Origin of the sequence: Rhodoferax sp. (genome assembly GCF_030653815.1) — a bacterium.
Taxonomy (GTDB): domain Bacteria; phylum Pseudomonadota; class Gammaproteobacteria; order Burkholderiales; family Burkholderiaceae_C; genus Rhodoferax.
Map to the genome: position 1 here is coordinate 1 of NZ_JAURYQ010000035.1, position 21,255 is coordinate 21,255.

Genomic DNA, 21,255 nt, shown 5'->3' on the forward strand with positions numbered 1-21,255 from the left:
GAGACGGCCTCACCACTTTTTTGCGAGTGCCTCGGCCACGATGTCAGCCTTGAGTTGGGCCTCGACATACAGCTTCTTGAGGCGCCGGTTCTCTTCTTCAAGCTCTTTCATGCGGCTCATCATGGAGGTGTCCATGCCGCCGTACTTGGCTCGCCATTTGTAAAATGTGGCGGTGCTGATGCCCATGTCTCGGCACAGCTCTGGTACGGGCAATCCAGCCTCCACGCGCTTGAGCGCATCCATGATCTGGCTGTCGGTAAATCTCGATTTCTTCATGTAGAACTTCCTTTTAAGAAAATTCTACTTCTGGCGCCTTTGATTTATCGGGGGGATTACCCAGGCACTTGATGTTCATTTACGGGTACTGAAGAACGCAACCGATGGGCTACGAAACCAAAATAGTTAATTCTTCCCAATCGCGGCAAACCCACCCGCAACAGGTGTGAATCAGATCGTCACGAAAATTTATGATTTCAGGAGTAACCGCAATAAGCTTCCATAAAAAAGGCCTGATTGGCTACGTTTCCCCGCCAGCCAATTGATCGGACTTCCCGGTCACCCCCGCATCAGCGCCTCAATCTCGGCCGCGCCCACCGGCACTTCGCGGGTCAGCAGGGTGCAGCCGTCGTTTGTGATGATGGCATCGTCTTCAATGCGGATGCCGATGTTGTGGAATTGCTCTGGCACACCGTCGGCCGGGCGTACGTAAATGCCGGGTTCGATGGTCAGCGCCATGCCGGCTCGCAAAATACGCGCCGGGCGGTCCTTGATGGTGGCGCCAGTGAGGGCGTCCTGGCGTGTGCTCACCTGGCCGATTTCGCTGGGTTCGGTGTAGTCGCCGCAGTCGTGCACGTCCATGCCGATCCAGTGGCCGGTGCGGTGCATGTAAAACTGAAAGTAGGCGCGTTTTTCGATCACGTCGTCCAGGCTGCCGACCTTGTTGTGGTCGAGTAGGCCGACATCGAGCATGCCTTGCGCCAACACCTTGACCGCGGCGTCGTGCGGGTCGGTAAAGCGCGCGCCAGCCTTGGTGGCGGCAATGGCCGCTTCTTGTGAGGCCAGTACCAGCTCGTACAGCGCGCGCTGCGGGCCGCTAAAGACGCCATTGGCCGGGAAGGTCCGGGTGATGTCGCTGGCATAACCATCGAGCTCGCAGGCGGCATCGATCAGCACCAGTTCACCGCTCCGAACCAGGCCGCGGTCGGCACGGTAATGCAGCACACAGGCGTTGGCGCCGGCGGCCACGATCGAGCCGTAGGCCGGCGATTGCGCGCCGTGGCGGCGGAATTCGTGCAATAGTTCAGCCTCCAGGTGGTATTCGCGCACCTCCTGGCCGGCGCGCAGCATGTTGGCGCTGAGTTGCATGGCACGAATGTGGGCGCCCGCGCTGATTTGTCCGGCGCGCAACATGGTGGCTTGTTCGAACCGATCCTTGACCAGCCGCATTTCGTCCAGCACACCGCACAGGTCGTGCTGGGTTTTCGGGCACAGCGCACCATAACGCACGCGGGCACGCAGGCCGCCCAGCCAGCTGTCAATGCGCGTCTCCAGCCCCTTGTGGGTGGCAAACGGGTACCAGATAGCCTCGCGACCGTCGATCAGGCCCGGCAATTGGGCATCGAGTTCGGCCACAGAATACGCGGCCTCCAGCCCCAGCTGCTCAGGTGCAGACGTGGGTCCGAGCCGATAACCGTCCCAGATTTCTCGCTCCATGTCCTTGGGCTGGCAAAACAGCGTTGAGGTGCCGTCACCGGTCACCACCAGCCAGGCTTGGGGCTCGGTAAAACCGGTCAGGTAATAAAAATAGCTGTCCGCCCGGTACGGAAAGTCGCTGTCGCGATTGCGCTGCTGCTCGGGTGCCGTGGGAATGATGGCTACCCCGCCCGCGCCCATTTTTTGGGCAAGCAGGGCGCGGCGTTGGGCGTAGAGGGCGTTGGTATTCATAGCAGCTTCCAGATGCGAGGGGTCAGGTATTGAGTTCGGCCAGCCGCTGTGGCGTGCCAACGTCGGTCCAGGGGCCGGTGTACAGCTCGGCCGACACCCGGCCCTGGTCCATGGCGTGGCGCAACAGCGGGGCCAATGGCGCTTTGACGCCTTGCGGGTTGCCCGGCGCAATGGCACACCACGGCGCCTCGAACAGGGCGCGGCGGTACAGGCCGATGGTGGAAAAGGTAAAACGTGGACGCGGGTCACCTTTGTTCAGGTTCAGCGCCAGCGCCGGGCCATCAGCCATCATTTGCAGGCCAAAGTCGCCGCCAGGGTTGTGCGCCGGGTTGGGCACCAGCCACAGGTGGGCCAGCTTGTCGCTGGCGGTAAAACGCTCGACGGCGTGTTGGTTGAACTCAAAACCGGGCGTGAAGACATCGGCCGCCAACACCCAGAACACCTCGTCGAGCTGGGGCAGTGCCCGCACAATGCCACCCGCGGTTTCCAGTGCACCGCCAAAGTCATGGCCTTCGTGCGAGTAGCGCAGGGCCAGGCCGGGTGGATGGTTGGCCTGCACGATCTGCTCGGCCAGCCAGTCGGTGTTGACCACCACCTGCTCGCAGCCGCCGCGCTGCAGGGCTTCCAGCTGCCAGTGCATCAGTGCCTTGCCCTGCACTTTCAGCAAGGGCTTGGGGCAACTGTCGGTGAGCGGGCGCATGCGTTCGCCACGGCCGGCGGCCAGCAGCATGGCGGTGGCCGGGCGACTCATGCTGGCCGGGACTGCGCCTTGGCCTCGCTGTAGCCAGCTATCAATTGGGCGTACACCGGACCGGGCCGGCCGCTGCCAACCGGTCGTCCGTCGAGCAAAGTGACTGGCAGCACTTCCTTGGTGGCCGAGGACAACAGCAACTCGTCGGCGTCTTGCACTTCTTCGCGGCTGACGCGGCGCAACTCGAACGGAATGCCGCGGGCACGGCAAATTTCTTCGATCAGGCCGTAGCGAATGCCCTCTAAAACCAGACTGTCTTTGGGGGTGCCCAGTACCTTGCCGCCCTTGACCACCCAGACGTTGCTGGCGGCGGCCTCGCTCAAAAAGCCGTCGCGGAACATCACGGTTTCCAGGGCGCCGGCGTCAAAGCTGATCTGGCGCGCAAACACCGCGCCCAGCAGGCTGGTGCTCTTGATGTGCGCCTTTTCCCAACGGAAGTCGTCGGCCGTGACACAGGCCACGCCCTGGCTGCGCTGCGCCTCGGTGGGCAGTTTCATGGTGTTGGTCATGACAAACACGGTGGGCGTGATGCCGGTGGGCATGACGTGGTCGCGCATGGCCACGCCGCGCGTGATCTGGATGTAGATCAGCTGGTCCAGCGCGTCGGTGCCAACGCCTTGGGCGGTGGCAAAGGTAGTCATCAACTGCTGCGCCACCTCGGCCCATTGGGCGCGTGTCAGCGGGTTGGTGATGCGCAGTTCGGCCAGGCTGCGGTCGAGCCGGGCCATGTGCTCGGCAAAGCGGAACAACTGGCCGCCATAGGCGGGCACCACTTCGTAGACGCCGTCGCCAAAAATGAAGCCACGGTCCATCACGCTGATCTTGGCATCGGGCAGCAGGGTGAATTCACCGTTGAGGTAACAAGGCAGGGGAGGTAAAGTAGTCATGGGCGAATTATGCGCATGTCCGATGAGGTCAATCATGCTGCAGTTGAAAGAAGGGTTTTTATACTCGCCCTGTCACTTGCCGATTTTGCGCACCATTGCTTTTGCCTCACACCACCATGAACACAGCCACACACCCCGCCACAAAGATTGACCCCGACACCACCCACGTCTTTCACCGCCAGTTGCAGCACCATTTGCCGCTGGCCGTGTCGGGCCAGGGCATCACCCTGACGGACGCCAGCGGCAAGACTTACCTGGACGCCTGCGGGGGGGCCGCCGTGTCCTGCCTGGGCCACGGCCACCCCGAGGTGCTGGCCGCCATGCACGCTCAGATCGACCGGCTGGCCTATGCCCACACCAGCTTTTTCACCACCGACGTGGCAGAGGAACTGGCGGACGTGCTGATCGCCTCGGCCCCGAGTGGCATGAGCCACGCCTACTTTGTCAGTGGTGGCTCGGAGGCCATGGAGGCGGCGCTCAAGATGGCGCGGCAGTATTTTGTCGAAATCGGCCAGCCGCAACGGCGCCACTTTGTGGCGCGGCGGCAAAGCTACCACGGCAACACTCTGGGCGCGCTGGCGGTGGGTGGCAACGAATGGCGCCGCGCCCAGTTCCAGCCGCTGCTGATGGACGTGACCCATGTCGCGCCCTGCTACGAGTACCGCGACCGCGCAGCAGATGAAACGCCGGAAGCCTATGGTCAGCGCCTGGTGGCCGAGCTTGAACAAGCTTTTGAGCGCCTGGGGCCGGAAAACGTCATGGCCTTTGTGGCCGAAACCGTGGGCGGCGCTACCGCCGGCGTGTTGACTGCGGTGCCGGGTTATTTCAAGGCCATTCGGGAACTTTGCGACCGCCACGGCATTTTGCTGATTCTGGACGAGGTGATGTGTGGCATGGGCCGCACTGGCACCTTGCACGCCTGCGAGTTTGACGGCGTGGTGCCTGATTTGCTGGCCATTGCCAAGGGCCTGGGTGGGGGTTACCAGCCGATTGGGGCTGTGCTGGCGCAGAAGAAGCTGGTCGATGCGTTTCGGGCCGGCAGTGGCCTGTTTCAGCATGGCCACACCTACCTGGGCCACGCCGTGGCCTGTGCGGCGGCGCTGGCGGTGCAGCGCGTCATTGCGCGCGACGGCCTGGTGGCGCAAGTACAGGCGCGTGGCCAGACGCTGCACGGCTTGCTGCAGCGGGCGTTTGCCGACCACCCCCATGTGGGTGACATCCGTGGCCGCGGTTTGTTCTGGGGCCTGGAATTGGTGGCCGACCGCGCGTCACGCCAGTGGTTTGACCCGGCGCTCAAATTACACGCCCGCGTCAAACGCGAGGCGATGGCACTGGGCCTGATGTGTTACCCGATGGGTGGCACGGTGGACGGACGCTGCGGCGACCACATTTTGCTGGCCCCGCCTTTCATTGCCAGCGAGGATGAGTTGGCGCTGATCGTGGCGCGGCTGGCTCAGGCCATTGATGCGTCCATGCCCTTCTGAGACCGAAATATGCATAAATTGCATGAAAAGGCAGGGTTACTATTTAGTCTTTAAAACAACGGGGAGCCAGTCTTTGATCTAAGATGTCGCAGTCTTTAAACCGAAAGCGTTTAGGCCGTTTGAAATTTTTTATTACTGGAGATCCCATGAAAAAATTGTCCCTCGTTGTCAGCGCCATCGCCGCTGCCGCCGCCCTGATGGCCCCCGTGAGCAGCGTTCAGGCGCAGCAAAAATTCATGACCATTGGCACCGGTGGTGTCACGGGCGTGTACTACGCCGCCGGTGGCGCCATTTGCCGCCTGGTCAACAAGGACCGCGCCAAGCACGGCTACCGCTGCTCGGTGGAGTCCACCGGGGGGTCGGTGGTGAACATCAACACCATCAAGGCCGGCGAGCTTGACTTTGGCGTGTCGCAGTCTGACGTGCAGTACAACGCTTTCAACGGTGCCAAGCAGTTCGAAAAAGACGGCAAACACGCCGACCTGCGCGCTGTGTTCTCCATTCACCCCGAGCCCTTCACGGTGCTGGCCCGCAAGGAAGCCAATGTGGCCAAGTTCGAAGACCTCAAGGGCAAACGCATGAACGTGGGCAACCCCGGCTCGGGCAGCCGCGCCGCCATGGATGAATTGCTGGTCGCCATGAACTGGAAAACCAGCGACTTTGGTCTGGCTGCCGAGCTCAAGGCCGACGAGCACGGTGCCGCGCTGTGTGATAACAAGATCGACGCCTTCTTCTACGGTGTCGGTCACCCCAGCGCCAACATTCAGGACCCCATCACCACCTGCGGCGCCAAACTGGTGACGATCGCCGGCCCCGCGGTGGACAAGCTGGTCAAGGCCAACAGCTACTACGCTGCAGTGGATATTCCGGGCGGCTTGTATGCGGGTCACCCCAACCCGACCCGCACCTACGGCGTGCTGGCCTCGTTCGTGAGCTCGGCCAAGGTGCCTGATGCCACCGTGTACGAACTGGTCAAGGCGGTGTTCGAGAATTTTGACGAGTTCAAGAAACTGCACCCGGCGTTCATCGGCCTGAACCCCAAAAATATGATCAAGGACGGTTTGTCGGCACCCTTGCACCCCGGTGCTGTGAAGTACTACAAGGAAAAAGGCTGGATGTAATCCGGCCAAGCTGAGCGTCTTCGGACCACGGCCGCAAAAAAGCTCTGACCTGTCAGAGCTTTTTTGTTGATAACAACACTTTGATGAAGAAATGCTTATGAAATCAGCAACGGCTCACGACAACGTGCCAGAGATTGATGTTGAGAAATTTGTCGCTGACAACGACACCGGCGCGCGCAACCCCGGCCCGGTGATGAAACGTTTTCTGCTGTACGTGGCGCTGGCCTGGTCGCTGTTTCAGTTGTGGATTGCGTCGCCGCTGCCGTTCAGCACCGGCGTGCTGGTGTTCAATGACACCGAAACGCGGGCCATCCACCTCGGCTTTGCCGTGTTCCTGTCCTTCATGTCCTACCCGGCTTTCAAGCGCTCACGCAGCGACCAGGTGCCATTGACCGACTGGATTTTTGCCATCGTCGGCACGTTTTGTGCGGTCTATCTTTTTGTGTTCTACCGCGAATTGGCGACCCGCCCGGGCCAACCGACGACCATGGACGTCTACACCGGTCTGGTCGGCATCGTGCTGCTGCTGGAGGCCACGCGCCGGGTGCTGGGTTTGCCGATGGTGATCGTGGCGCTGGTTTTTCTGGGCTACACCTTTGGCGGCCCGTTCATGCCCGACATGATTGCCCACCGCGGCTTCTCACTGAACCGCGCCATGAGCCACCAGTGGCTCACCACCGAGGGTGTGTTTGGCGTGGCGCTGGGTGTGTCCAGCAGCTTCATCTTCCTGTTTGTGCTGTTTGGCTCCTTGCTGGACAAGGCCGGCGCGGGTAACTATTTCATCAAGTCGGCTTTTGCCCTGCTCGGTCACATGCGGGGTGGCCCGGCCAAGGCCGCGGTGCTGTCGTCGGCGGCGACCGGCATCATTTCGGGCTCGTCGATCGCCAACGTGGTGACCACCGGCACCTTCACCATTCCGCTCATGAAGCGGGTCGGTTACCGCCCGGACCAGGCAGCCGCTGTCGAGGTGTCGAGCTCGGTCAACGGCCAGTTGATGCCACCGGTGATGGGCGCGGCGGCTTTCCTGATGGTGGAGTACGTGGGCATTCCCTACATCGAGGTCATGAAGCACGCCTTTCTGCCGGCCATCATTTCCTACATCGCCCTGCTCTACATCGTTCACCTCGAGGCGCTCAAGGTCAATATGGTGGGATTGCCGCGGCGCAGCACGGCTTCAGCGGGCTCGCGCCTGCTGTCGTTTGGCATGACCGTGGCCGGTTTTATCGTCCTGTCGGGCGCGGTCTACTGGGGCATTGGTTGGATCAAGACGGTCATGGGTGACTCGGCAGTCTGGGTGGTGGGTGTGGGCTTGCTGGCGGCTTATGTCGGCTTGTTGTGGTTTGGCGCCCGGCAGCCCGAGTTGGCGCTTGATGACCCGAATGCCCAGGTGTTCGAGCTGCCAGAAACCGGCCCCACCGTCAAATCCGGCCTGCATTACCTGCTGGCTGTGGTGGTGTTGATCTGGTGCCTGATGGTGGAGCAAATGTCGCCCGGTCTGTCGGCCTTCTGGGCCACGATGTTCATGATTTTTGTCATGTTGACGCAAAAACCCATCATTGCCTGGTTCCGCGGCCGGGGCGATTTGGGCCAAGCGGCAGGCCAGGGTGTGCTTGACCTGATCGATGGCTTGGCCATCGGGGCGCGCAACATGATCGGCATCGGTGTGGCCACGGCGGCGGCCGGCCTCATCGTGGGCACGGTGTCGCTCACCGGCATCGGCCTGGTCATGACCGAGATTGTCGAACTGCTGTCGGGCGGTAACTTGATGCTGATGCTGGTGCTGGTGGCGGTCATCAGCCTGATTTTGGGCATGGGCCTGCCGACCACGGCCAACTACATCGTGGTTTCCACGCTGATGGCGCCGGTGGTGGTGGAACTGGGCGCGCAAAGCGGCCTGATCGTGCCCTTGATTGCGGTGCATCTGTTTGTTTTTTACTTTGGCTTGATGGCCGACGTGACACCACCGGTGGGCTTGGCCTCATTTGCCGCGGCGGCCATTGCGCGCTGCGACCCGATCAAGGCCGGCATCACGGCATTTTTCTACAGCATGCGCACGGCCATTTTGCCTTTCTTGTTCATCTTCAATACCCAGTTGCTGATGATCGGCCTGAGCGGGCCGCTGCATCTGATTTTGACGGTGGTCAGTGCCACCGTGGCCATGCTGATATTTGCTGCTGCGACGCAGGGCTTTTTCCTGGTGAAGTCGCGCTGGTATGAAAGCATTGCGTTGCTGCTGGTCACGTTCACGCTGTTCCGGCCGGGTTACTGGTGGGACATGGTTCACCCGCCGTTTGACGAAGTCCCGGCGGCACAAATCAGCCAGTTGATTGAAGCGCAACCCGCCAATGCCGGCAAGCGCATCTGGATCGAGGGCACCAATATCAACGGCAAGGACATCCGCAAGGGTGTGCTGCTGCCGCTGGGCCCCAAGGGCACGGCGCGCGAACGCTTTGCCAGCGCCGGCGTCAACGTGATGGCGCAGGGTGATGCGCTGTTGATCACGCAGGTGCGCTTTGGCAGCCGTGCTGAAAAACTGGGCATGGAGCAGGGTTTCCGCATCGTCTCGGCGGAAATACCGGCCGATCGACCCGCCAAGGAATGGATGTTCCTGCCCGCCATCGCCCTGTTGTTGCTGGTGATTGGCCTGCAGCGCGCGCGCGCCCGCAAATCCAAGCCATGACCCGGGTCGCGCTGATCCATGCCTTGGCGCACTCGGTGGCGCCCATCAACGCCGAGATGGCGCGCGCCTGGCCCGACTGTGAGCGCATGAACCTGCTTGACGACAGCCTCTCAGCCGACCTGGCGCGCAGCGGGCGCGGGCTTGATGCGGCCATGCACCAGCGCTTTGAGGCGCTGGCGTCTTATGCCGAGGGCACCGGCGCCGAGGCTATTTTGTTCACCTGCTCGGCCTTTGGAGCGTGCATTGACGCCGTGGCCGCGCGGCGCACCCACATGCCGGTGCTCAAGCCCAACGAAGCCATGGTGGCCGAGGCGGTGGCGACGGGACAACGTGTCGGGCTGATTGCCTCATTTGCGCCGACCTTGGTCTCGATGCCGGCCGAGTTTCCAGCTGGCACGGCCTTGGTGACGCGCTTGGCTGAGGGTGCGCTGGATGCGCTCAATCAGGGCGACACCGCAGGCCACGACGCCCGGGTGGTTGAGGCCGCGCGCTGGTTGCAGCAGCAAGGCTGTGAGGTGATTGCGCTGGCCCAGTTCAGCATGGCGCGTTCTGAGGCGGCGGTGCGCCAGGCGCTGCAACTGCCGGTGCTGACCACGCCCGCCAGCGCGGTGCGCGTGTTGCGCCAGCGCTTGGCAGCTTGAACGGTTTATTTTTGCAGCGCTTCGTCGAGCACTTCGATCCAGTGCCGCACGGGTGTGTCAGTGCCGCTTTGCAGGTGGGTGATGCAGCCGATGTTGGCTGACACGATTTGTTCGGGTGCCTGGTCGCCAAAAGTGGTGGCCAGGTTGCCCAGTTTGCGGTCGCGCAGCTGGTAGGAAATCGTCGGGTTGAGCACGCTGTAGGTGCCGGCCGAGCCGCAGCACAGGTGGGCCTCGCAGCCCGTGGTCTTGACGTTGAAACCCAGTTCGCCCATGTATTTCTCGACGCCGCCGCGCAGCTGCATGCCATGTTGCATCGAGCACGGCGGATGAAAGGCGATGCGGCTGGCGCTGCCCGAGACCCGGTCCTTGAGCTTGCCTGCCAGCTCGGGCAGCCATTCACTGACGTCCTTGCAGAGTTCACTCACGCGCTGCGCCTTGGCGGCGTAGTCCGGGTCGTTGTGCAGGATGTGGCCGTAGTCTTTCACGGTCACGCCGCAGCCCGACGCGTTGATCACAATGCCTTCCACGCCGGCCTCGATGTGCGGCCACCAGGCGTCGATGTTGGCGCGCATTTGCGCCATGCCGCCATCCTGGTCGTTCAGGTGAAACTTGACGGCGCCGCAGCAGCCCGCCTTGGCCGCCACCACGCACTGGATACCTGCCGCATCAAACACCCGCGCCGTGGCGCTGTTGATGTTCGGGCTCATGGCGGGTTGCACGCACCCTGCGAGCACCAGCACCTGGCGCGCAAGTTGCCGAGTGGGCGTTGCGCCGGCATCCTTTTTGGCTGGCACCTTGTTCTTTAACGCATGGGGCAAGAGTGGCCGCACCAGCTGGCCCATGGCCATGGCCGGGCCAAACAGCGGCGACGGCAGGCCTTCTTTCAAGGCCCAGCGCAGCGCGCGCTCAGCCCCAGGGCGCGGCACCTGGGCGTCGACCAGCTTGCGCCCGATGTCGAGCAAGTGGCCGTATTGCACGCCACTGGGGCAGGTGGTTTCGCAGTTGCGGCAGGTCAGGCAGCGGTCGAGGTGCGCCTGGGTCTTGCGCGTGGGCACCGCGCCTTCCAGAACCTGTTTCATCAGATAGATGCGACCGCGCGGACCGTCGAGCTCATCACCCAGCAACTGGTAGGTCGGGCAGGTGGCGGTGCAAAAACCGCAGTGCACGCATTTGCGCAGAATGGCTTCGGCCGCCTGGCCGTCGGGCGTGCCCTGGTATTGGGGAGCGAGTTGGGTTTGCATGGGCTTGAGGTGTTTAGATGTCGGCGTACATGCGACCCGGGTTGAAGATGCCTGCCGGGTCAAATTCGGCTTTCAGGCGGCGGTGGATGTGGTCGACGGCGGGCGTCAAGGGGCTGAAGCAGTTTTTGGGGCCCGTGGCGGTGTCGCTGGCCGCCATGAAAAGACTGGCGGAGCCGCCGACGGCGCTGGCGGCCTGGCGCAGTTGTTCGCGTGCCGACACTGGCGCCCGCAGCCAGCGCTGGCCGCCATGCCATTCGACCAGCTGGGGCCAGGGCAGGTCCAGCACCGGCGCAGTTTGCGGCACGCTCAGGCGCCACAAGGCCATGGGTTCTGCTGTCGCCGGGTTGAAGAATGGCAATTTCAGGTCGCGGCAAGCGGTCCAGTCGGCCCCGGCCTGGGCGTTATCCATGCGGCAACCGGGCACATCGGCCAGCATTTTGGTGCAGGCGGATTCCACCGCGGCGATGGCGCCACGCAGGCGCACAAACAGCAGTTCGGGAGTGTTGGCGGCGCTGTCATCGCGCACCCAACAACTGGCATTGAGCGGCACCGGCTGCGCTCCCCAACGGTGCAGTTGCGCCAGGGCACTGGCCTGGTCGAGTTCAAACACCAGCGTGGCTTCGGCCGGCGCCACCGGCAAGACCTTGAGCGAGATGTCGGTCAGCAGGCCCAGTGTGCCCATGGCCCCCACCATCAGGCGTGAGACGTCGTAGCCGGCCACGTTTTTCATGACCTGGCCGCCAAAGGTGAGCTGCTCGCCGCGCCCGTTGACGAGCTCAATGCCCAGCACATAGTCGCGCACGCTTCCCACGCTGGCGCGGGCCGGGCCGCTCAGGCCGGCGGCCACCATGCCGCCGCAGGTGCCCTTGGCAGCGCCAAAGCGGGGCGGCTCAAACGCCAGGCACTGGCCTTTTTCCGCCAGCGCGGCTTCGAGTTCAGCCAGGGGGGTGCCGGTGCGCACCGTGACCACCAGTTCGGAGGGTTCGTAGCTGACGATGCCGCGATAAGCCGTGGTGTCGAGCAGCTCGCCCTGCGGTGTTTCGCCGTAGAAGTCTTTGCTGCCGCCACCGCGAATGCGCAAGGGGGTGCGCTGCGCAGCCGCGGCGTTGATTTGGTCAATGAGGTGTTGCAGGGCGGTGTCCATGGGTGTTCACAGGTAAGACGACGGCCCCGATGGTAGAACACAAGTCATGAATGCCGCATTGAATTTTTTGAACACCGCGTGTTCGAAAAATTGCGCGGTTAGGTCAGCAGGGTGTTGCGCAAATGACGCAGCAGACGAGACGATTTCCAGAGCCACCAAAGCTTGCCGCTCCAGGCCAGCGCCCGACGCGGCTTGAGGATCAACAACAGCGCCAACACGGCGGCGGGCCACTGCGGGTGCTGGTAAAGCCAGCTTGCACCGGCCTTGACCTGATCCGCCACGGCCGCCGGCCGCTGCAGGCTGTCGAATTGGTCGCGCAGTTGCAGGCGCAGTTCGGTGCTGCGAATCAGCAGGCGTTGCTGGCGCAGCTGAAGCTCATCGGGGTTCATGCGGCGCGTTGGCGGTGAAACTGGTGCGGTCGCGTTCCAGTTCGGTCAGGCTGGCGCTGAACAGGTTGGACCCGGCACCCAGCCGACGCTGCGCGACTTGCAGCAGGTACAGACCCGCTCCCAAAAACAGCAAGGCCAGAACGCCGACGGCGGCCAGTCGGTAGCCGTCCCATAGCAGCAAGATGACAAAACCGCAAAACAGCACGGCCGCCACAGTCAGGCTCATGAAGGCGACCGCACCCCAGAACAAGCCCGTGGCCAGGCGCTGCTTTTCCAGACCGAGCTCGGTACCGAGCAACGCCAGTCGAACCCGCACGAGTTCAATGACACTGCCCAGGGACTGCTGCAGCTGGCCAAACAGACCGGCGTTTTCGCCTGGCATGCGCTTTAGCGGCGGCTGATCAGCAGGCCGATCACCACGCCGATACCGGCCGCAACGCCGATGGCTTTCCACGGGTTCTCATGCACATACACGTCGGTGGCGTGGCCGGCGGCCTTGGCTTTTTCTACCGTGGCTTGTTGCAGATGGACCAACTCGGTCTTGGCCTGGCTCATGCGGTTGCGCACACGCTCACGCAATTGGGCTGCGCTTTCACCGGCCTGGTTGGCGGTGAGCTTCAGCAACTCTTCTGCATCGGCAATGCCCTGGTGCAGATCGTCCATGAGTTTGTCTTTGCTGTGTTGAAGGGCGTCTGACATGGTGGTTCTCCTGAGAGTTGATAACGGGACGTTTCAGTTTAGTCCCGTGTGGGAATGACAGGTGCGTTTGTGGTTTTTTTAGTTGCACCAGATTTGACAAATGTCATGATGATCAGTCCTGGAAAAAGTTGACCGGCAAACCGGCCACGTCCACCCGCATCGACAGCACGCTGCCAGACAGCGGAAAGGCCACCAGCTCTGCGGCGCTGCGGTGGTGGCGGGCACTGGTGAGGTACAGGGTCTTGAGGTCTTCGCCACCAAAACATGGCATGGTCGGGCATTGCAGCGGCACGGCAAACTCGGCCAGCAGGCTGCCATCAGGCGCAAACTGGCACACTCTGCGACCCTCGAACATGGCGACCCAGTAGTTGCCCTGCACATCCACGGCAGCACCGTCCGGGCGGCCGCGGTAGTGGCCGTTGTTGGCGTCCAGCGCATTTGACACCCAGCCCTCGGGCTTGGCTTTGAAGCTGGCAAAGACGCGGCGCTTGCTCAAGGTGTTTTCTGCCTGCTCATGGTCCCAGGCCCACACCGTGTGGCTGGGTGTGTCGGCCCAGTACAGGGTGCGGTTGTCGGGGCTCCAGGCCAGGCCGTTGGCGGTGGTGGCGGGCTGGTCGGTCGGGCTGACCATGCAGCGCACCAGAGGGGTGCCGGTGTTGGCCAGGTTTCGGGCGTCGATGCAATAAAGCCCCGCGTTCTTGAGCGAGCGCGTTTCGTCGATGGTGCCCACCCAGAAGCGACCCAGCGCATCGCACTTGCCGTCATTGGCGCGCATGTGGCTGGGGTCATAGTCGAGCCTGGCAAGCAGCTGCAGCGGCCCGCCCCAGGTGTGGGCGCGAAAGACGCCATCGCGCAGCGCCATCACCAGGCCGCCGCTGGCGGCCGGAGCCATGCAACCGGGCTCGCTGGGCAGGTCCCAGGTTTCGACCGTGCCCATGTAGATATTGGCGCGCAAAATCTGCTTGCCTGAAATGTCGACCCAGTACAGCATCTGCTCATGCGGGTGCCAAAATGGCGATTCGCCCAGCGCGGCGATGTGCGGGGTGACGGTTTGCCAGGCTTCTGGCCCGTAAGCGGGGTTGGGGATCATGTTGGCTATTGTGCTTGCTTTGTCTGGCATAAGAAAAAAACCCACCGCAGCCGAAGCTGGGTGGGTTTTGGAGTTCAAGGAAATACTGATTTCAAGGCTGCCAGCCCCTGATGCCGGCAGCCCTCTCTCTGATCAACGGCTGTAGGCCGTCTCGCCGTGCGATGTGACATCCAGACCTTCGCGCTCATGCTCTTCGGAGACGCGCAGACCAATTGTCAGGTCAACAATCTTGAAGGCAATGAAAGACACCACGCCCGACCAGATCACGGTCGTCAGCACGGCCTTGGTTTGCACCCAGACTTGCGAGGCGATGGAGTAGTTTTCCGGTGTCACCATGGAGGCCGTGACCCAATCGGCCACGTAGCCGGGGCCGCCCAGGGCCGGGCTGTTGAAGACACCGGTCAGGACCGCACCCAAAATGCCGCAGACGCCGTGCACACCAAAGACGTCGAGCGAGTCGTCAGCACCGAGCAGCTTCTTCAGGCCGTTCACGCCCCACAGACCGGCAAAGCCCGCCAGGAAACCAATGATCAGAGCACCACCGATGCCGACGTTGCCGGCGGCCGGGGTGATCGCCACCAGACCCGCCACACAACCGGAGGCTGCACCCAGCATGGACGCCTTGCCACGCATCAGCGCCTCACCAATACACCAGGCCAGTACCGCAGCGGCCGTGGCGCCGAAGGTGTTGATGAAGGCCAGTGCGGCAAAGCCGTTGGCTTCCAGTGCCGAGCCTGCATTGAAACCAAACCAGCCCACCCACAGCAGCGACGCGCCCACCATGGTCAGCGTCAGGTTGTGCGGGGCCATGGATTCCTTGCCGTAGCCGATCCGCTTGCCCACCATGTAGGCGCCCACCAGGCCAGCCACAGCGGCGTTGATGTGCACCACGGTGCCGCCGGCAAAGTCGAGCGCGCCAGTCTGCCAGATGTAACCGGCTTTGGCATTGAGGCCATCGACCAGGTCGGCGGCGGTGTAGGCGTCAGGGCCCATCCAGAACCACACCATGTGGGCAATCGGGGCGTAGCTGAAGGTGAACCACAGCACCATGAACATCAGCACGGCGGCAAACTTCATGCGTTCGGCAAAGGCACCCACGATCAGTGCGCCGGTGATGCCGGCAAACGTGGCCTGGAAGGCGGCAAACACGATTTCGGGAATAACCACGCCCTTGCTGAAAGTGGCGCCATTGGCAAAGGTGCCTGCCGCGTTGTCCCAGACGCCGGCCATGAAGAGCCGGTCAAAGCCGCCAAAGAACGCGTTGCCCTCGGTGAAGGCCAGGCTGTAGCCGTAGATGAACCACAGCACCACGATCATTGAGAACGTGACCATGACCTGCATCAGCACCGACAGCATGTTCTTGGAGCGAACCAGGCCGCCATAGAACAGTGCCAGGCCAGGCACGGTCATCAAAATCACCAGCAGGGTGGAGACCATCATCCAGGCGGTGTCGCCCTTGTTGGGGACCGGGGCGGGAGCGGCTTCGGCAACGGCCGGCGCAGCGGATGCAGCCGCAGGCGCGGCAGCGGGGGCCTCAGCCGGCGTGGCTTCGGCCATGGCCGCGACCGGGGCGGCTTCAGAGGCGGCGGGTGTCGCTGGGGTCTGGGCCAAGGCCGCGCCGCCAAGCAACAGACTCAAACCCAGGGTGAGGGAGGCAAGTAGTTTTTTCATGATGGTGATCTCAAGTCGGGTTGTTTAGAGCGCTTCCACCCCGGTTTCACCGGTGCGAATGCGGATGACCTGCTCGATGGGGCTGACGAAAATCTTGCCGTCGCCAATCTTGCCGGTGCGGGCCGCGCCTTCGATGGTTTCGATGACCTGGTCAATCAGTTCGTCTGCCACGGCGGCTTCTATCTTGACTTTGGGTAAAAAATCGACCACGTATTCAGCACCGCGGTAGAGTTCGGTGTGGCCTTTTTGCCGACCAAAGCCTTTGACTTCGGTGACGGTGATGCCCTGCACGCCGATGCTGGAGAGCGCTTCGCGCACTTCATCGAGCTTGAAGGGTTTGATGATGGCGGTAACAAGTTTCATGCAGACTCCTTGGATAGGTAAACGTCATTGATGCCAGGGGGGTGAAGCTTCATAAGCCCTCCAACGGTTAAATGGACAGGCTTGATAAGCAGGGTTCGTGCCAGATTTATTTGATGCCGCAGATCAACCACCGTGCCAAGCAGTCGACGCTTTGCGCTAAGATATCTGTATAAAAAAACAGCTTGCACCAAAAGAGTGCATATCTTGTTTGTCTGTTGGTGGCAAACGCACTTTTAAAAGCGAGGAGACGCCATGAGTTTGTCTTTGGTGCAAAGCCGGGCCTTGCTGGGGCTGGAGGCTGCGTCCGTCACGGTCGAGGTGCATCTGGCCAATGGTTTGCCCAGCTTCACGCTGGTGGGTCTGGCCGACGTGGAGGTCAAGGAAGCACGCGAGCGGGTGCGCTCGGCGCTGCAAAATTCCGGGCTCGAATTTCCCGGCAACAAAAAAATAACCGTGAATCTGGCGCCGGCCGACCTGCCCAAGGACTCCGGCCGCTTTGACTTGCCGATCGCCCTGGGCATTCTGGCGGCCAGTGGCCAGATCGATGCCGGCCAACTGGCAGGCTATGAATTTGCCGGTGAACTGTCGCTGTCGGGCGAGTTGCGTGCGGTGCGTGGCGCACTGGCGATGAGCCTGGCCCTGCACGCCAGCCATGTCGTGACCCGACTCGTGTTGCCACCCGGCAGCGCCGAAGAAGCTGCGCTGGTGCCTGATGCCCACGTCTATCGGGCGCGACATTTGCTCGACGTGGTCCAGCATTTCCTGCCGCAAGCGGCGGATGCACCCGCGCCGGAGCCCGCCAGCGGTTGGAGCCGCGTCAGTGCGGCACCCCGATTGCAGGAAGCAAATTACCTCGACCTGGCCGATGTCAAGGGTCAACTGGGCGCCAAACGCGCGCTCGAAATTGCCGCCGCCGGGGGCCACAGCCTGTTGCTCACCGGGCCGCCGGGCTCCGGCAAGTCGATGCTGGCGCAGCGTTTTGCCGGCCTGCTGCCGCCCATGAGCACCGACGAGGCGCTGCAAAGTGCGGCCATTGCCAGCTTGGGCGGCCGTTTTGCGCTGGCGCAATGGGGCCAGCGGCCCACCTGCCACCCGCATCACACCGCCAGTGCAGTGGCGCTGGTGGGTGGCGGGTCGCCGCCGCGCCCAGGCGAAATTTCGCTGGCGCACCATGGCGTGCTGTTCCTTGACGAATTTCCCGAATTCTCCCGCGCCGCACTCGAGGCTCTGCGCGAGCCGCTTGAGACTGGGCGCATCACCATCTCAAGGGCGGCGCGCCGTGCCGACTTTCCGGCGCAGTTCCAGTTGATTGCCGCCATGAACCCCTGCCCCTGCGGCTACCTGGGCTCGACGCAAAAGAGTTGCCGCTGTACCCCTGACCAAGTGGCGCGCTACCAGGCCAAGCTGAGTGGCCCGTTGATTGACCGTATTGACCTGCATGTGGACGTGCCCGCCGTGGCCAGCACCGAACTGCTGCAGGCGCCCGCCGGTGAGTCCAGCGCTGACATCCGCGCCCGCTGTGGTGCGGCACGCGCGCGCTCGGTGGCGCGACAGGGGGTGGCCAACCAGGCGTTACAGGGGCAGGCGCTGGAACAGCATCTGTTGCTGGATGAGGCAGCCGCCAAATTTCTCAACGTGGCAGCCACGCGCCTGGGCTGGTCGGCACGCAGCACGCACCGTGCGCTCAAGGTGGCGCGCACCATTGCCGACCTGGCCGGTGCCCACAGCACCCAGGTCACGCATGTGGCCGAAGCCATGCAGTACCGGCGGGCTTTGCGCGCTGCCTAGGCTGGGTAATCATGTCGTCGACGCGCTTTAATGCCAACTTTGTGCTGCGCCTGTCGCTGGCGCAACTCATCAGTTGGGGCAGTGTTTTCTACCTGTTTTCCCTGCTGATCGAGCCACTGGAGCGTGATTTGGGCCTGAGCCGCGCCCAGGTCTCGCTGGCGTTCAGTCTGGGCTTGCTTGCCGAGGGGCTGATGGCCTACCCGGTGGGCCGCTGGATCGACCGGGGCCATGAGCGCGCCGTCATGACCGCCGGTTCCCTGCTGGCGGGTCTGGGCCTGGGGCTGCACAGCGTGGTGAGCAACCTGGCGGGTTTGTATGCGGTCTGGTTGCTGTTGGGGGCGGCCATGGCGGCGGTGTTGTACTCGCCCGCCTTTGCCCTGCTGACGCGGCGGTTTCCGCATGACTTTCGCCGCGCCATCATCACGCTGACTTTTTTGGGCGGCCTGGCCAGCACGGTATTCATTCCGCTGACCGCCTGGCTCATGCATCACCTGGGCTGGCGTGACGCCCTGTTGAGTTTGGCCTTGCTGCACTTGCTGGTGTGCGCGCCGCTGCATTGGTTTGGCCTGCGCGGGGCGCCGGTGCCGGTGCGGACGTCTGAGCATCCGACCGCTGGGCCTGTGCCCGGCTTGGGGCCGCTGTTGCGCAGCGCGCCATTTCTGTTGGTGGGTGTTTTCACGGTGGTGATGATGTCGGTCACCGTGGCCATTCCGACCCACATGGTGAGTTTGTTGCGTGAAAACGGCCTGCCCGAGTTCTGGGTGATTGCGCTGCCCGCCGCCATTGGCGTGGCGCAGGTGCTGGGCCGTTTGCTGTTGTATTTCTTTGAGCACCATGCCGACCTGCACCGGGTGAACCGCTTGGTGCCGCTGCTGATTCCACTGGCCGTGCTGGTTCTGCTGCTGGCGCCCATGCTGGCACCCTGGCAAGTGGCGGCAGTGGGCCTGTTTGTGCTGATCTACGGGCTCGGCAATGGCATGCTCACCATCGTCAAGGGCACGGCCATCGCTTATTACGTGAGCCGCGAGCATGTCGCCACGCTCAACGGCGCCCTGGGTGTGCCGCTGGCGCTGGCGCGGGCAGCGGCGCCGCTGCTGCTGGGTGTGATGTGGTCGCCCCAAGCCGGTTACAGCCACGGGCTGTGGCTGTTACTGGGCTTGAGCGTGCTGGGCGTGGGCGCCCTGATGATGGCGCAACGCTTGAGTTTTCGGCGGACGGGCTTGATCGCTTGACAGGGGTCGGCGGGTTCCGGGCCTTTACAAATTGGGTGCCAGCAGGCGCTGCAGGTCGCGCTCGTTCATGCCGCGGCGCGCAGCCAGGTCCCGGAGCTGGTCGTCGCCGATCTTGCCGACGCTGAAATACGTGCTGTCGGGGTGGCCGATGTAGAAACCGCTGACGCTCGCTGCCGGGTTCATGGCCAGGCTTTCCGTCAGGCCCATGCCGATGTCTTCGCATTGCAGCAAGGCAAACATGTCTTTCTTCACGCTGTGGTCGGGGCAGGCCGGGTAGCCGGGCGCCGGGCGGATGCCCTGGTACTTCTCGGCAATCAGGTCATTGGCCGCCAGGGACTCATGGGCTGCATAGCCCCACAGGTCGGTACGGACCTTTTTGTGCAGGCATTCGGCGAAGGCTTCGGCCAGCCGGTCGGCCAGCGACTTGAACAGGATGGCGCTGTAGTCGTCGTGGGCGGCCAGGAACTGGGCTTCCTTTTTCTCGCTGCCGATGCCTGCGGTGACGGCAAAGACGCCGACGTAGTCCTTGTTGACGGCTCTTGGCGCCACAAAGTCAGCCAGGCAGCGGCTTGGGCGCATGACGCCGTCGATCTCTTCCTTGGCCGCCTGCTGGCGCAGGCCGTACCAGGTCATGGCCACGGTGCTGCGGGTCTCGTCGGTGTACAACTCGATGTCGTCGTCATTGACGCTGTTGGCAGGGTAAATGCCCAGCACGCCATTGGCGGTCAGCCAGCGGCCCTCGACAATTTTCTTCAGCATGGCCTGGCCGTCGGCATACACTTTTCTGGCCTCAACGCCCACCACTTCGTCGTCCAGAATCGCCGGGAACGGCCCGGCCAGGTCCCAGGTCTGGAAGAACGGACCCCAGTCGATGAAGCCCGCCAATTCACCCAGATCAAAGTTCTTGAAGATGCGCTTGCCGATGAACTTCGGCGCGGTCGGCTGGTAGCCCGTCCAGTCGACGGGTGTCTTGTTGGCGCGGGCCCTGGCCAGCGGCCACAGCGGGATTTGTTTCTTGTTGGCGTGCTGCTGGCGCACACGTTCGTAATCGGTGGTCAGTTCGGCCACGAAGGCCGGCGCGCCTTCGCCCAACAAGCTTTGCGCCACGCCCACGCTGCGCGAGGCATCGGGCACATAGACCACCGGGCCGTCGTAGTGCGGTGAAATCTTGACGGCGGTATGAACCCGGCTGGTGGTGGCGCCGCCAATCAGCAGCGGCATTTTGCGCAGACGGAAGTAATCGTCCTTTTGCATCTCGGTCGCCACATAGGCCATTTCTTCCAGGCTGGGTGTGATCAGACCCGACAGGCCGATGATGTCGGCACCCTCGGCCTTGGCGCGTGCCAGAATTTCGTGGGCCGGCACCATCACACCCATGTTGACCACGTCAAAGTTGTTGCATTGCAGCACCACGGTGACGATGTTCTTGCCAATGTCATGCACGTCGCCCTTGACCGTGGCGATGATGATCTTGCCCTTGGTCTGCACGTCACGACCGGCGGCCTCGTCCAGGCGCTTTTCTTCTTCGATGTACGGGATCAGGTGCGCCACCGCCTGTTTCATGACACGTGCGCTTTTCACCACCTGCGGCAAAAACATCTTGCCTTGACCAAACAGATCGCCGACGATGCTCATGCCGGCCATCAGTGGACCCTCGATCACATGCAGCGGCCGCCCGCCCCTGGTCACAATGGCCTGGTAGGCTTCTTCGGTGTCACTGACAATGAAGTCGGTGATGCCGTGCACCATGGCGTGGCTCAGGCGCTGTTCCACACCCACCGGGTGATCCGGGGTGCCGCGCCATTCGAGTTTTTTACTGTCGTCCCTGGCCTCGCTTTTTGCCCCTTCGGCAATCTCGACCAGGCGCTCACCCGCATCCGGGCGGCGGTTCAGCACCACGTCTTCGACACGTGTGCGCAGTTCGGGTTCCAGGTCGTCATAAACGCCGACCATGCCAGCGTTGACGATGCCCATGTCCATGCCGGCCTGGATGGCGTGGTACAAAAACACCGTGTGGATGGCTTCGCGCACCGGGTCGTTGCCGCGGAAGCTGAACGACACGTTCGACACACCGCCGCTGACCTTGGCGCCCGGCAGGTGCTGCTTGATCCAGCGCGTGGCGTTGATGAA

General features: G+C 62.9%; 18 protein-coding genes and 1 pseudogene. 6 read left to right on the forward strand and 13 right to left on the reverse strand.

The genetic code is table 11. The features are described 5' to 3' along the window. Positions 1-15: 15 nt before the first annotated feature. From Q7U49_RS11525 to Q7U49_RS11540, 4 genes and pseudogenes are all read right to left on the reverse strand, one after another. Positions 16-276, reverse strand: a pseudogene (locus Q7U49_RS11525) (transposase); the annotation flags it as partial. 279 nt (positions 277-555) lie between these two features. Then, positions 556-1,944 carry an aminopeptidase P N-terminal domain-containing protein gene (locus tag Q7U49_RS11530; RefSeq protein ID WP_304764413.1) on the reverse strand — a complete coding sequence of 463 codons (1,389 nt, stop codon included), beginning with the start codon at positions 1,942-1,944 and terminating at the stop codon, positions 556-558. A 22-nt stretch (positions 1,945-1,966) separates the two neighbouring features. Then, positions 1,967-2,695, reverse strand: a complete 729-nt coding sequence (locus Q7U49_RS11535) for a nucleotidyltransferase family protein (protein WP_304764414.1) — start codon at positions 2,693-2,695, stop codon at positions 1,967-1,969. Beyond that, on the reverse strand, positions 2,692-3,582 hold the full coding sequence (locus tag Q7U49_RS11540; protein ID WP_304764415.1) for a D-amino acid aminotransferase: 891 nt from the start codon (positions 3,580-3,582) through the stop codon (positions 2,692-2,694). Before Q7U49_RS11540 ends, Q7U49_RS11535 begins: the two co-directional genes overlap by 4 nt. A 116-nt stretch (positions 3,583-3,698) precedes the next feature. Here Q7U49_RS11540 and Q7U49_RS11545 point away from each other — a divergent pair, with 116 nt between their 5' ends. The 4 genes from Q7U49_RS11545 (at position 3,699) to Q7U49_RS11560 (ending at position 9,508) form a co-directional block, all read left to right on the forward strand. After that, positions 3,699-5,066 (forward strand): aspartate aminotransferase family protein, encoded by a 1,368-nt coding sequence (locus tag Q7U49_RS11545; RefSeq protein WP_304764416.1) that lies wholly within the window; start codon positions 3,699-3,701, stop codon positions 5,064-5,066. A 146-nt stretch (positions 5,067-5,212) separates the two neighbouring features. Then, the gene (locus Q7U49_RS11550) at positions 5,213-6,187 is read left to right on the forward strand and encodes a TAXI family TRAP transporter solute-binding subunit (RefSeq protein ID WP_370653997.1); all 975 of its coding nucleotides are present in this window, start codon (positions 5,213-5,215) and stop codon (positions 6,185-6,187) included. Between the two features lie 97 nt (positions 6,188-6,284). Next, positions 6,285-8,867, forward strand: a complete 2,583-nt coding sequence (locus Q7U49_RS11555; protein ID WP_304764418.1) for a TRAP transporter permease — start codon at positions 6,285-6,287, stop codon at positions 8,865-8,867. Continuing rightward, on the forward strand, positions 8,864-9,508 hold the full coding sequence (locus Q7U49_RS11560; RefSeq protein WP_304764419.1) for an aspartate/glutamate racemase family protein: 645 nt from the start codon (positions 8,864-8,866) through the stop codon (positions 9,506-9,508). The genes Q7U49_RS11555 and Q7U49_RS11560 overlap by 4 nt, the downstream gene beginning before the upstream one ends. 5 nt (positions 9,509-9,513) lie before the next feature. On the opposite strand, the gene glcF is transcribed toward Q7U49_RS11560, so the two are convergent. From glcF to glnK, 8 genes are all read right to left on the reverse strand, one after another. Further along, positions 9,514-10,749: a glycolate oxidase subunit GlcF gene (gene glcF / locus Q7U49_RS11565; RefSeq protein ID WP_304764420.1), complete on the reverse strand. Its 1,236-nt coding sequence runs from the start codon at positions 10,747-10,749 to the stop codon at positions 9,514-9,516. 13 nt (positions 10,750-10,762) lie between these two features. Next, positions 10,763-11,893, reverse strand: a complete 1,131-nt coding sequence (glcE, locus tag Q7U49_RS11570; protein WP_304764421.1) for a glycolate oxidase subunit GlcE — start codon at positions 11,891-11,893, stop codon at positions 10,763-10,765. Between the two features lie 98 nt (positions 11,894-11,991). After that, positions 11,992-12,282, reverse strand: a complete 291-nt coding sequence (locus Q7U49_RS11575; RefSeq protein WP_304764422.1) for a YqjK family protein — start codon at positions 12,280-12,282, stop codon at positions 11,992-11,994. Beyond that, positions 12,269-12,664 carry a phage holin family protein gene (locus Q7U49_RS11580; RefSeq protein WP_304764423.1) on the reverse strand — a complete coding sequence of 132 codons (396 nt, stop codon included), beginning with the start codon at positions 12,662-12,664 and terminating at the stop codon, positions 12,269-12,271. The genes Q7U49_RS11575 and Q7U49_RS11580 overlap by 14 nt, the downstream gene beginning before the upstream one ends. 5 nt (positions 12,665-12,669) lie before the next feature. After that, positions 12,670-12,981, reverse strand: a complete 312-nt coding sequence (locus Q7U49_RS11585; RefSeq protein ID WP_304764424.1) for a YqjD family protein — start codon at positions 12,979-12,981, stop codon at positions 12,670-12,672. A 112-nt stretch (positions 12,982-13,093) separates the two neighbouring features. Then, positions 13,094-14,071: an SMP-30/gluconolactonase/LRE family protein gene (locus Q7U49_RS11590; protein WP_304764425.1), complete on the reverse strand. Its 978-nt coding sequence runs from the start codon at positions 14,069-14,071 to the stop codon at positions 13,094-13,096. Between the two features lie 132 nt (positions 14,072-14,203). Continuing rightward, positions 14,204-15,742, reverse strand: a complete 1,539-nt coding sequence (amt, locus tag Q7U49_RS11595) for an ammonium transporter (RefSeq protein WP_304764426.1) — start codon at positions 15,740-15,742, stop codon at positions 14,204-14,206. A 24-nt stretch (positions 15,743-15,766) separates the two neighbouring features. Further along, positions 15,767-16,105, reverse strand: a complete 339-nt coding sequence (gene glnK, locus Q7U49_RS11600; RefSeq protein WP_304764427.1) for a P-II family nitrogen regulator — start codon at positions 16,103-16,105, stop codon at positions 15,767-15,769. 252 nt (positions 16,106-16,357) lie between these two features. Between glnK and Q7U49_RS11605 the strand changes: the two genes are divergently transcribed. Both Q7U49_RS11605 and Q7U49_RS11610 read left to right on the forward strand, forming a co-directional pair. Continuing rightward, the gene (locus Q7U49_RS11605; RefSeq protein WP_304764428.1) at positions 16,358-17,893 is read left to right on the forward strand and encodes a YifB family Mg chelatase-like AAA ATPase; all 1,536 of its coding nucleotides are present in this window, start codon (positions 16,358-16,360) and stop codon (positions 17,891-17,893) included. Positions 17,894-17,904: 11 nt separating this feature from the next. Continuing rightward, a complete protein-coding gene (locus tag Q7U49_RS11610) occupies positions 17,905-19,125 on the forward strand; it encodes an MFS transporter (protein WP_304764429.1) in 1,221 nt (406 codons plus the stop codon). 24 nt (positions 19,126-19,149) lie between these two features. On the opposite strand, the gene Q7U49_RS11615 is transcribed toward Q7U49_RS11610, so the two are convergent. Next, the coding region (locus Q7U49_RS11615) for a vitamin B12 dependent-methionine synthase activation domain-containing protein (protein WP_304764430.1) at positions 19,150-21,255 on the reverse strand (2,106 nt) is incomplete at its 5' end.

Bases quoted from the DNA above. Each gene is read 5' to 3' on its own strand.
- Q7U49_RS11530 (WP_304764413.1), bottom strand. From the start codon at position 1,944: ATGAATACCAACGCCCTCTACGCCCAACGCCGCGCCCTGCTTGCCCAA.
- Q7U49_RS11535 (WP_304764414.1), bottom strand. From the start codon at position 2,695: ATGAGTCGCCCGGCCACCGCCATGCTGCTGGCCGCCGGCCGTGGCGAA.
- Q7U49_RS11540 (WP_304764415.1), bottom strand. From the start codon at position 3,582: ATGACTACTTTACCTCCCCTGCCTTGTTACCTCAACGGTGAATTCACC.
- Q7U49_RS11545 (WP_304764416.1), top strand. From the start codon at position 3,699: ATGAACACAGCCACACACCCCGCCACAAAGATTGACCCCGACACCACC.
- Q7U49_RS11550 (WP_370653997.1), top strand. From the start codon at position 5,213: ATGAAAAAATTGTCCCTCGTTGTCAGCGCCATCGCCGCTGCCGCCGCC.
- Q7U49_RS11555 (WP_304764418.1), top strand. From the start codon at position 6,285: ATGAAATCAGCAACGGCTCACGACAACGTGCCAGAGATTGATGTTGAG.
- Q7U49_RS11560 (WP_304764419.1), top strand. From the start codon at position 8,864: ATGACCCGGGTCGCGCTGATCCATGCCTTGGCGCACTCGGTGGCGCCC.
- glcF (WP_304764420.1), bottom strand. From the start codon at position 10,749: ATGCAAACCCAACTCGCTCCCCAATACCAGGGCACGCCCGACGGCCAG.
- glcE (WP_304764421.1), bottom strand. From the start codon at position 11,893: ATGGACACCGCCCTGCAACACCTCATTGACCAAATCAACGCCGCGGCT.
- Q7U49_RS11575 (WP_304764422.1), bottom strand. From the start codon at position 12,282: ATGAACCCCGATGAGCTTCAGCTGCGCCAGCAACGCCTGCTGATTCGC.
- Q7U49_RS11580 (WP_304764423.1), bottom strand. From the start codon at position 12,664: ATGCCAGGCGAAAACGCCGGTCTGTTTGGCCAGCTGCAGCAGTCCCTG.
- Q7U49_RS11585 (WP_304764424.1), bottom strand. From the start codon at position 12,981: ATGTCAGACGCCCTTCAACACAGCAAAGACAAACTCATGGACGATCTG.
- Q7U49_RS11590 (WP_304764425.1), bottom strand. From the start codon at position 14,071: ATGATCCCCAACCCCGCTTACGGGCCAGAAGCCTGGCAAACCGTCACC.
- amt (WP_304764426.1), bottom strand. From the start codon at position 15,742: ATGAAAAAACTACTTGCCTCCCTCACCCTGGGTTTGAGTCTGTTGCTT.
- glnK (WP_304764427.1), bottom strand. From the start codon at position 16,105: ATGAAACTTGTTACCGCCATCATCAAACCCTTCAAGCTCGATGAAGTG.
- Q7U49_RS11605 (WP_304764428.1), top strand. From the start codon at position 16,358: ATGAGTTTGTCTTTGGTGCAAAGCCGGGCCTTGCTGGGGCTGGAGGCT.
- Q7U49_RS11610 (WP_304764429.1), top strand. From the start codon at position 17,905: ATGTCGTCGACGCGCTTTAATGCCAACTTTGTGCTGCGCCTGTCGCTG.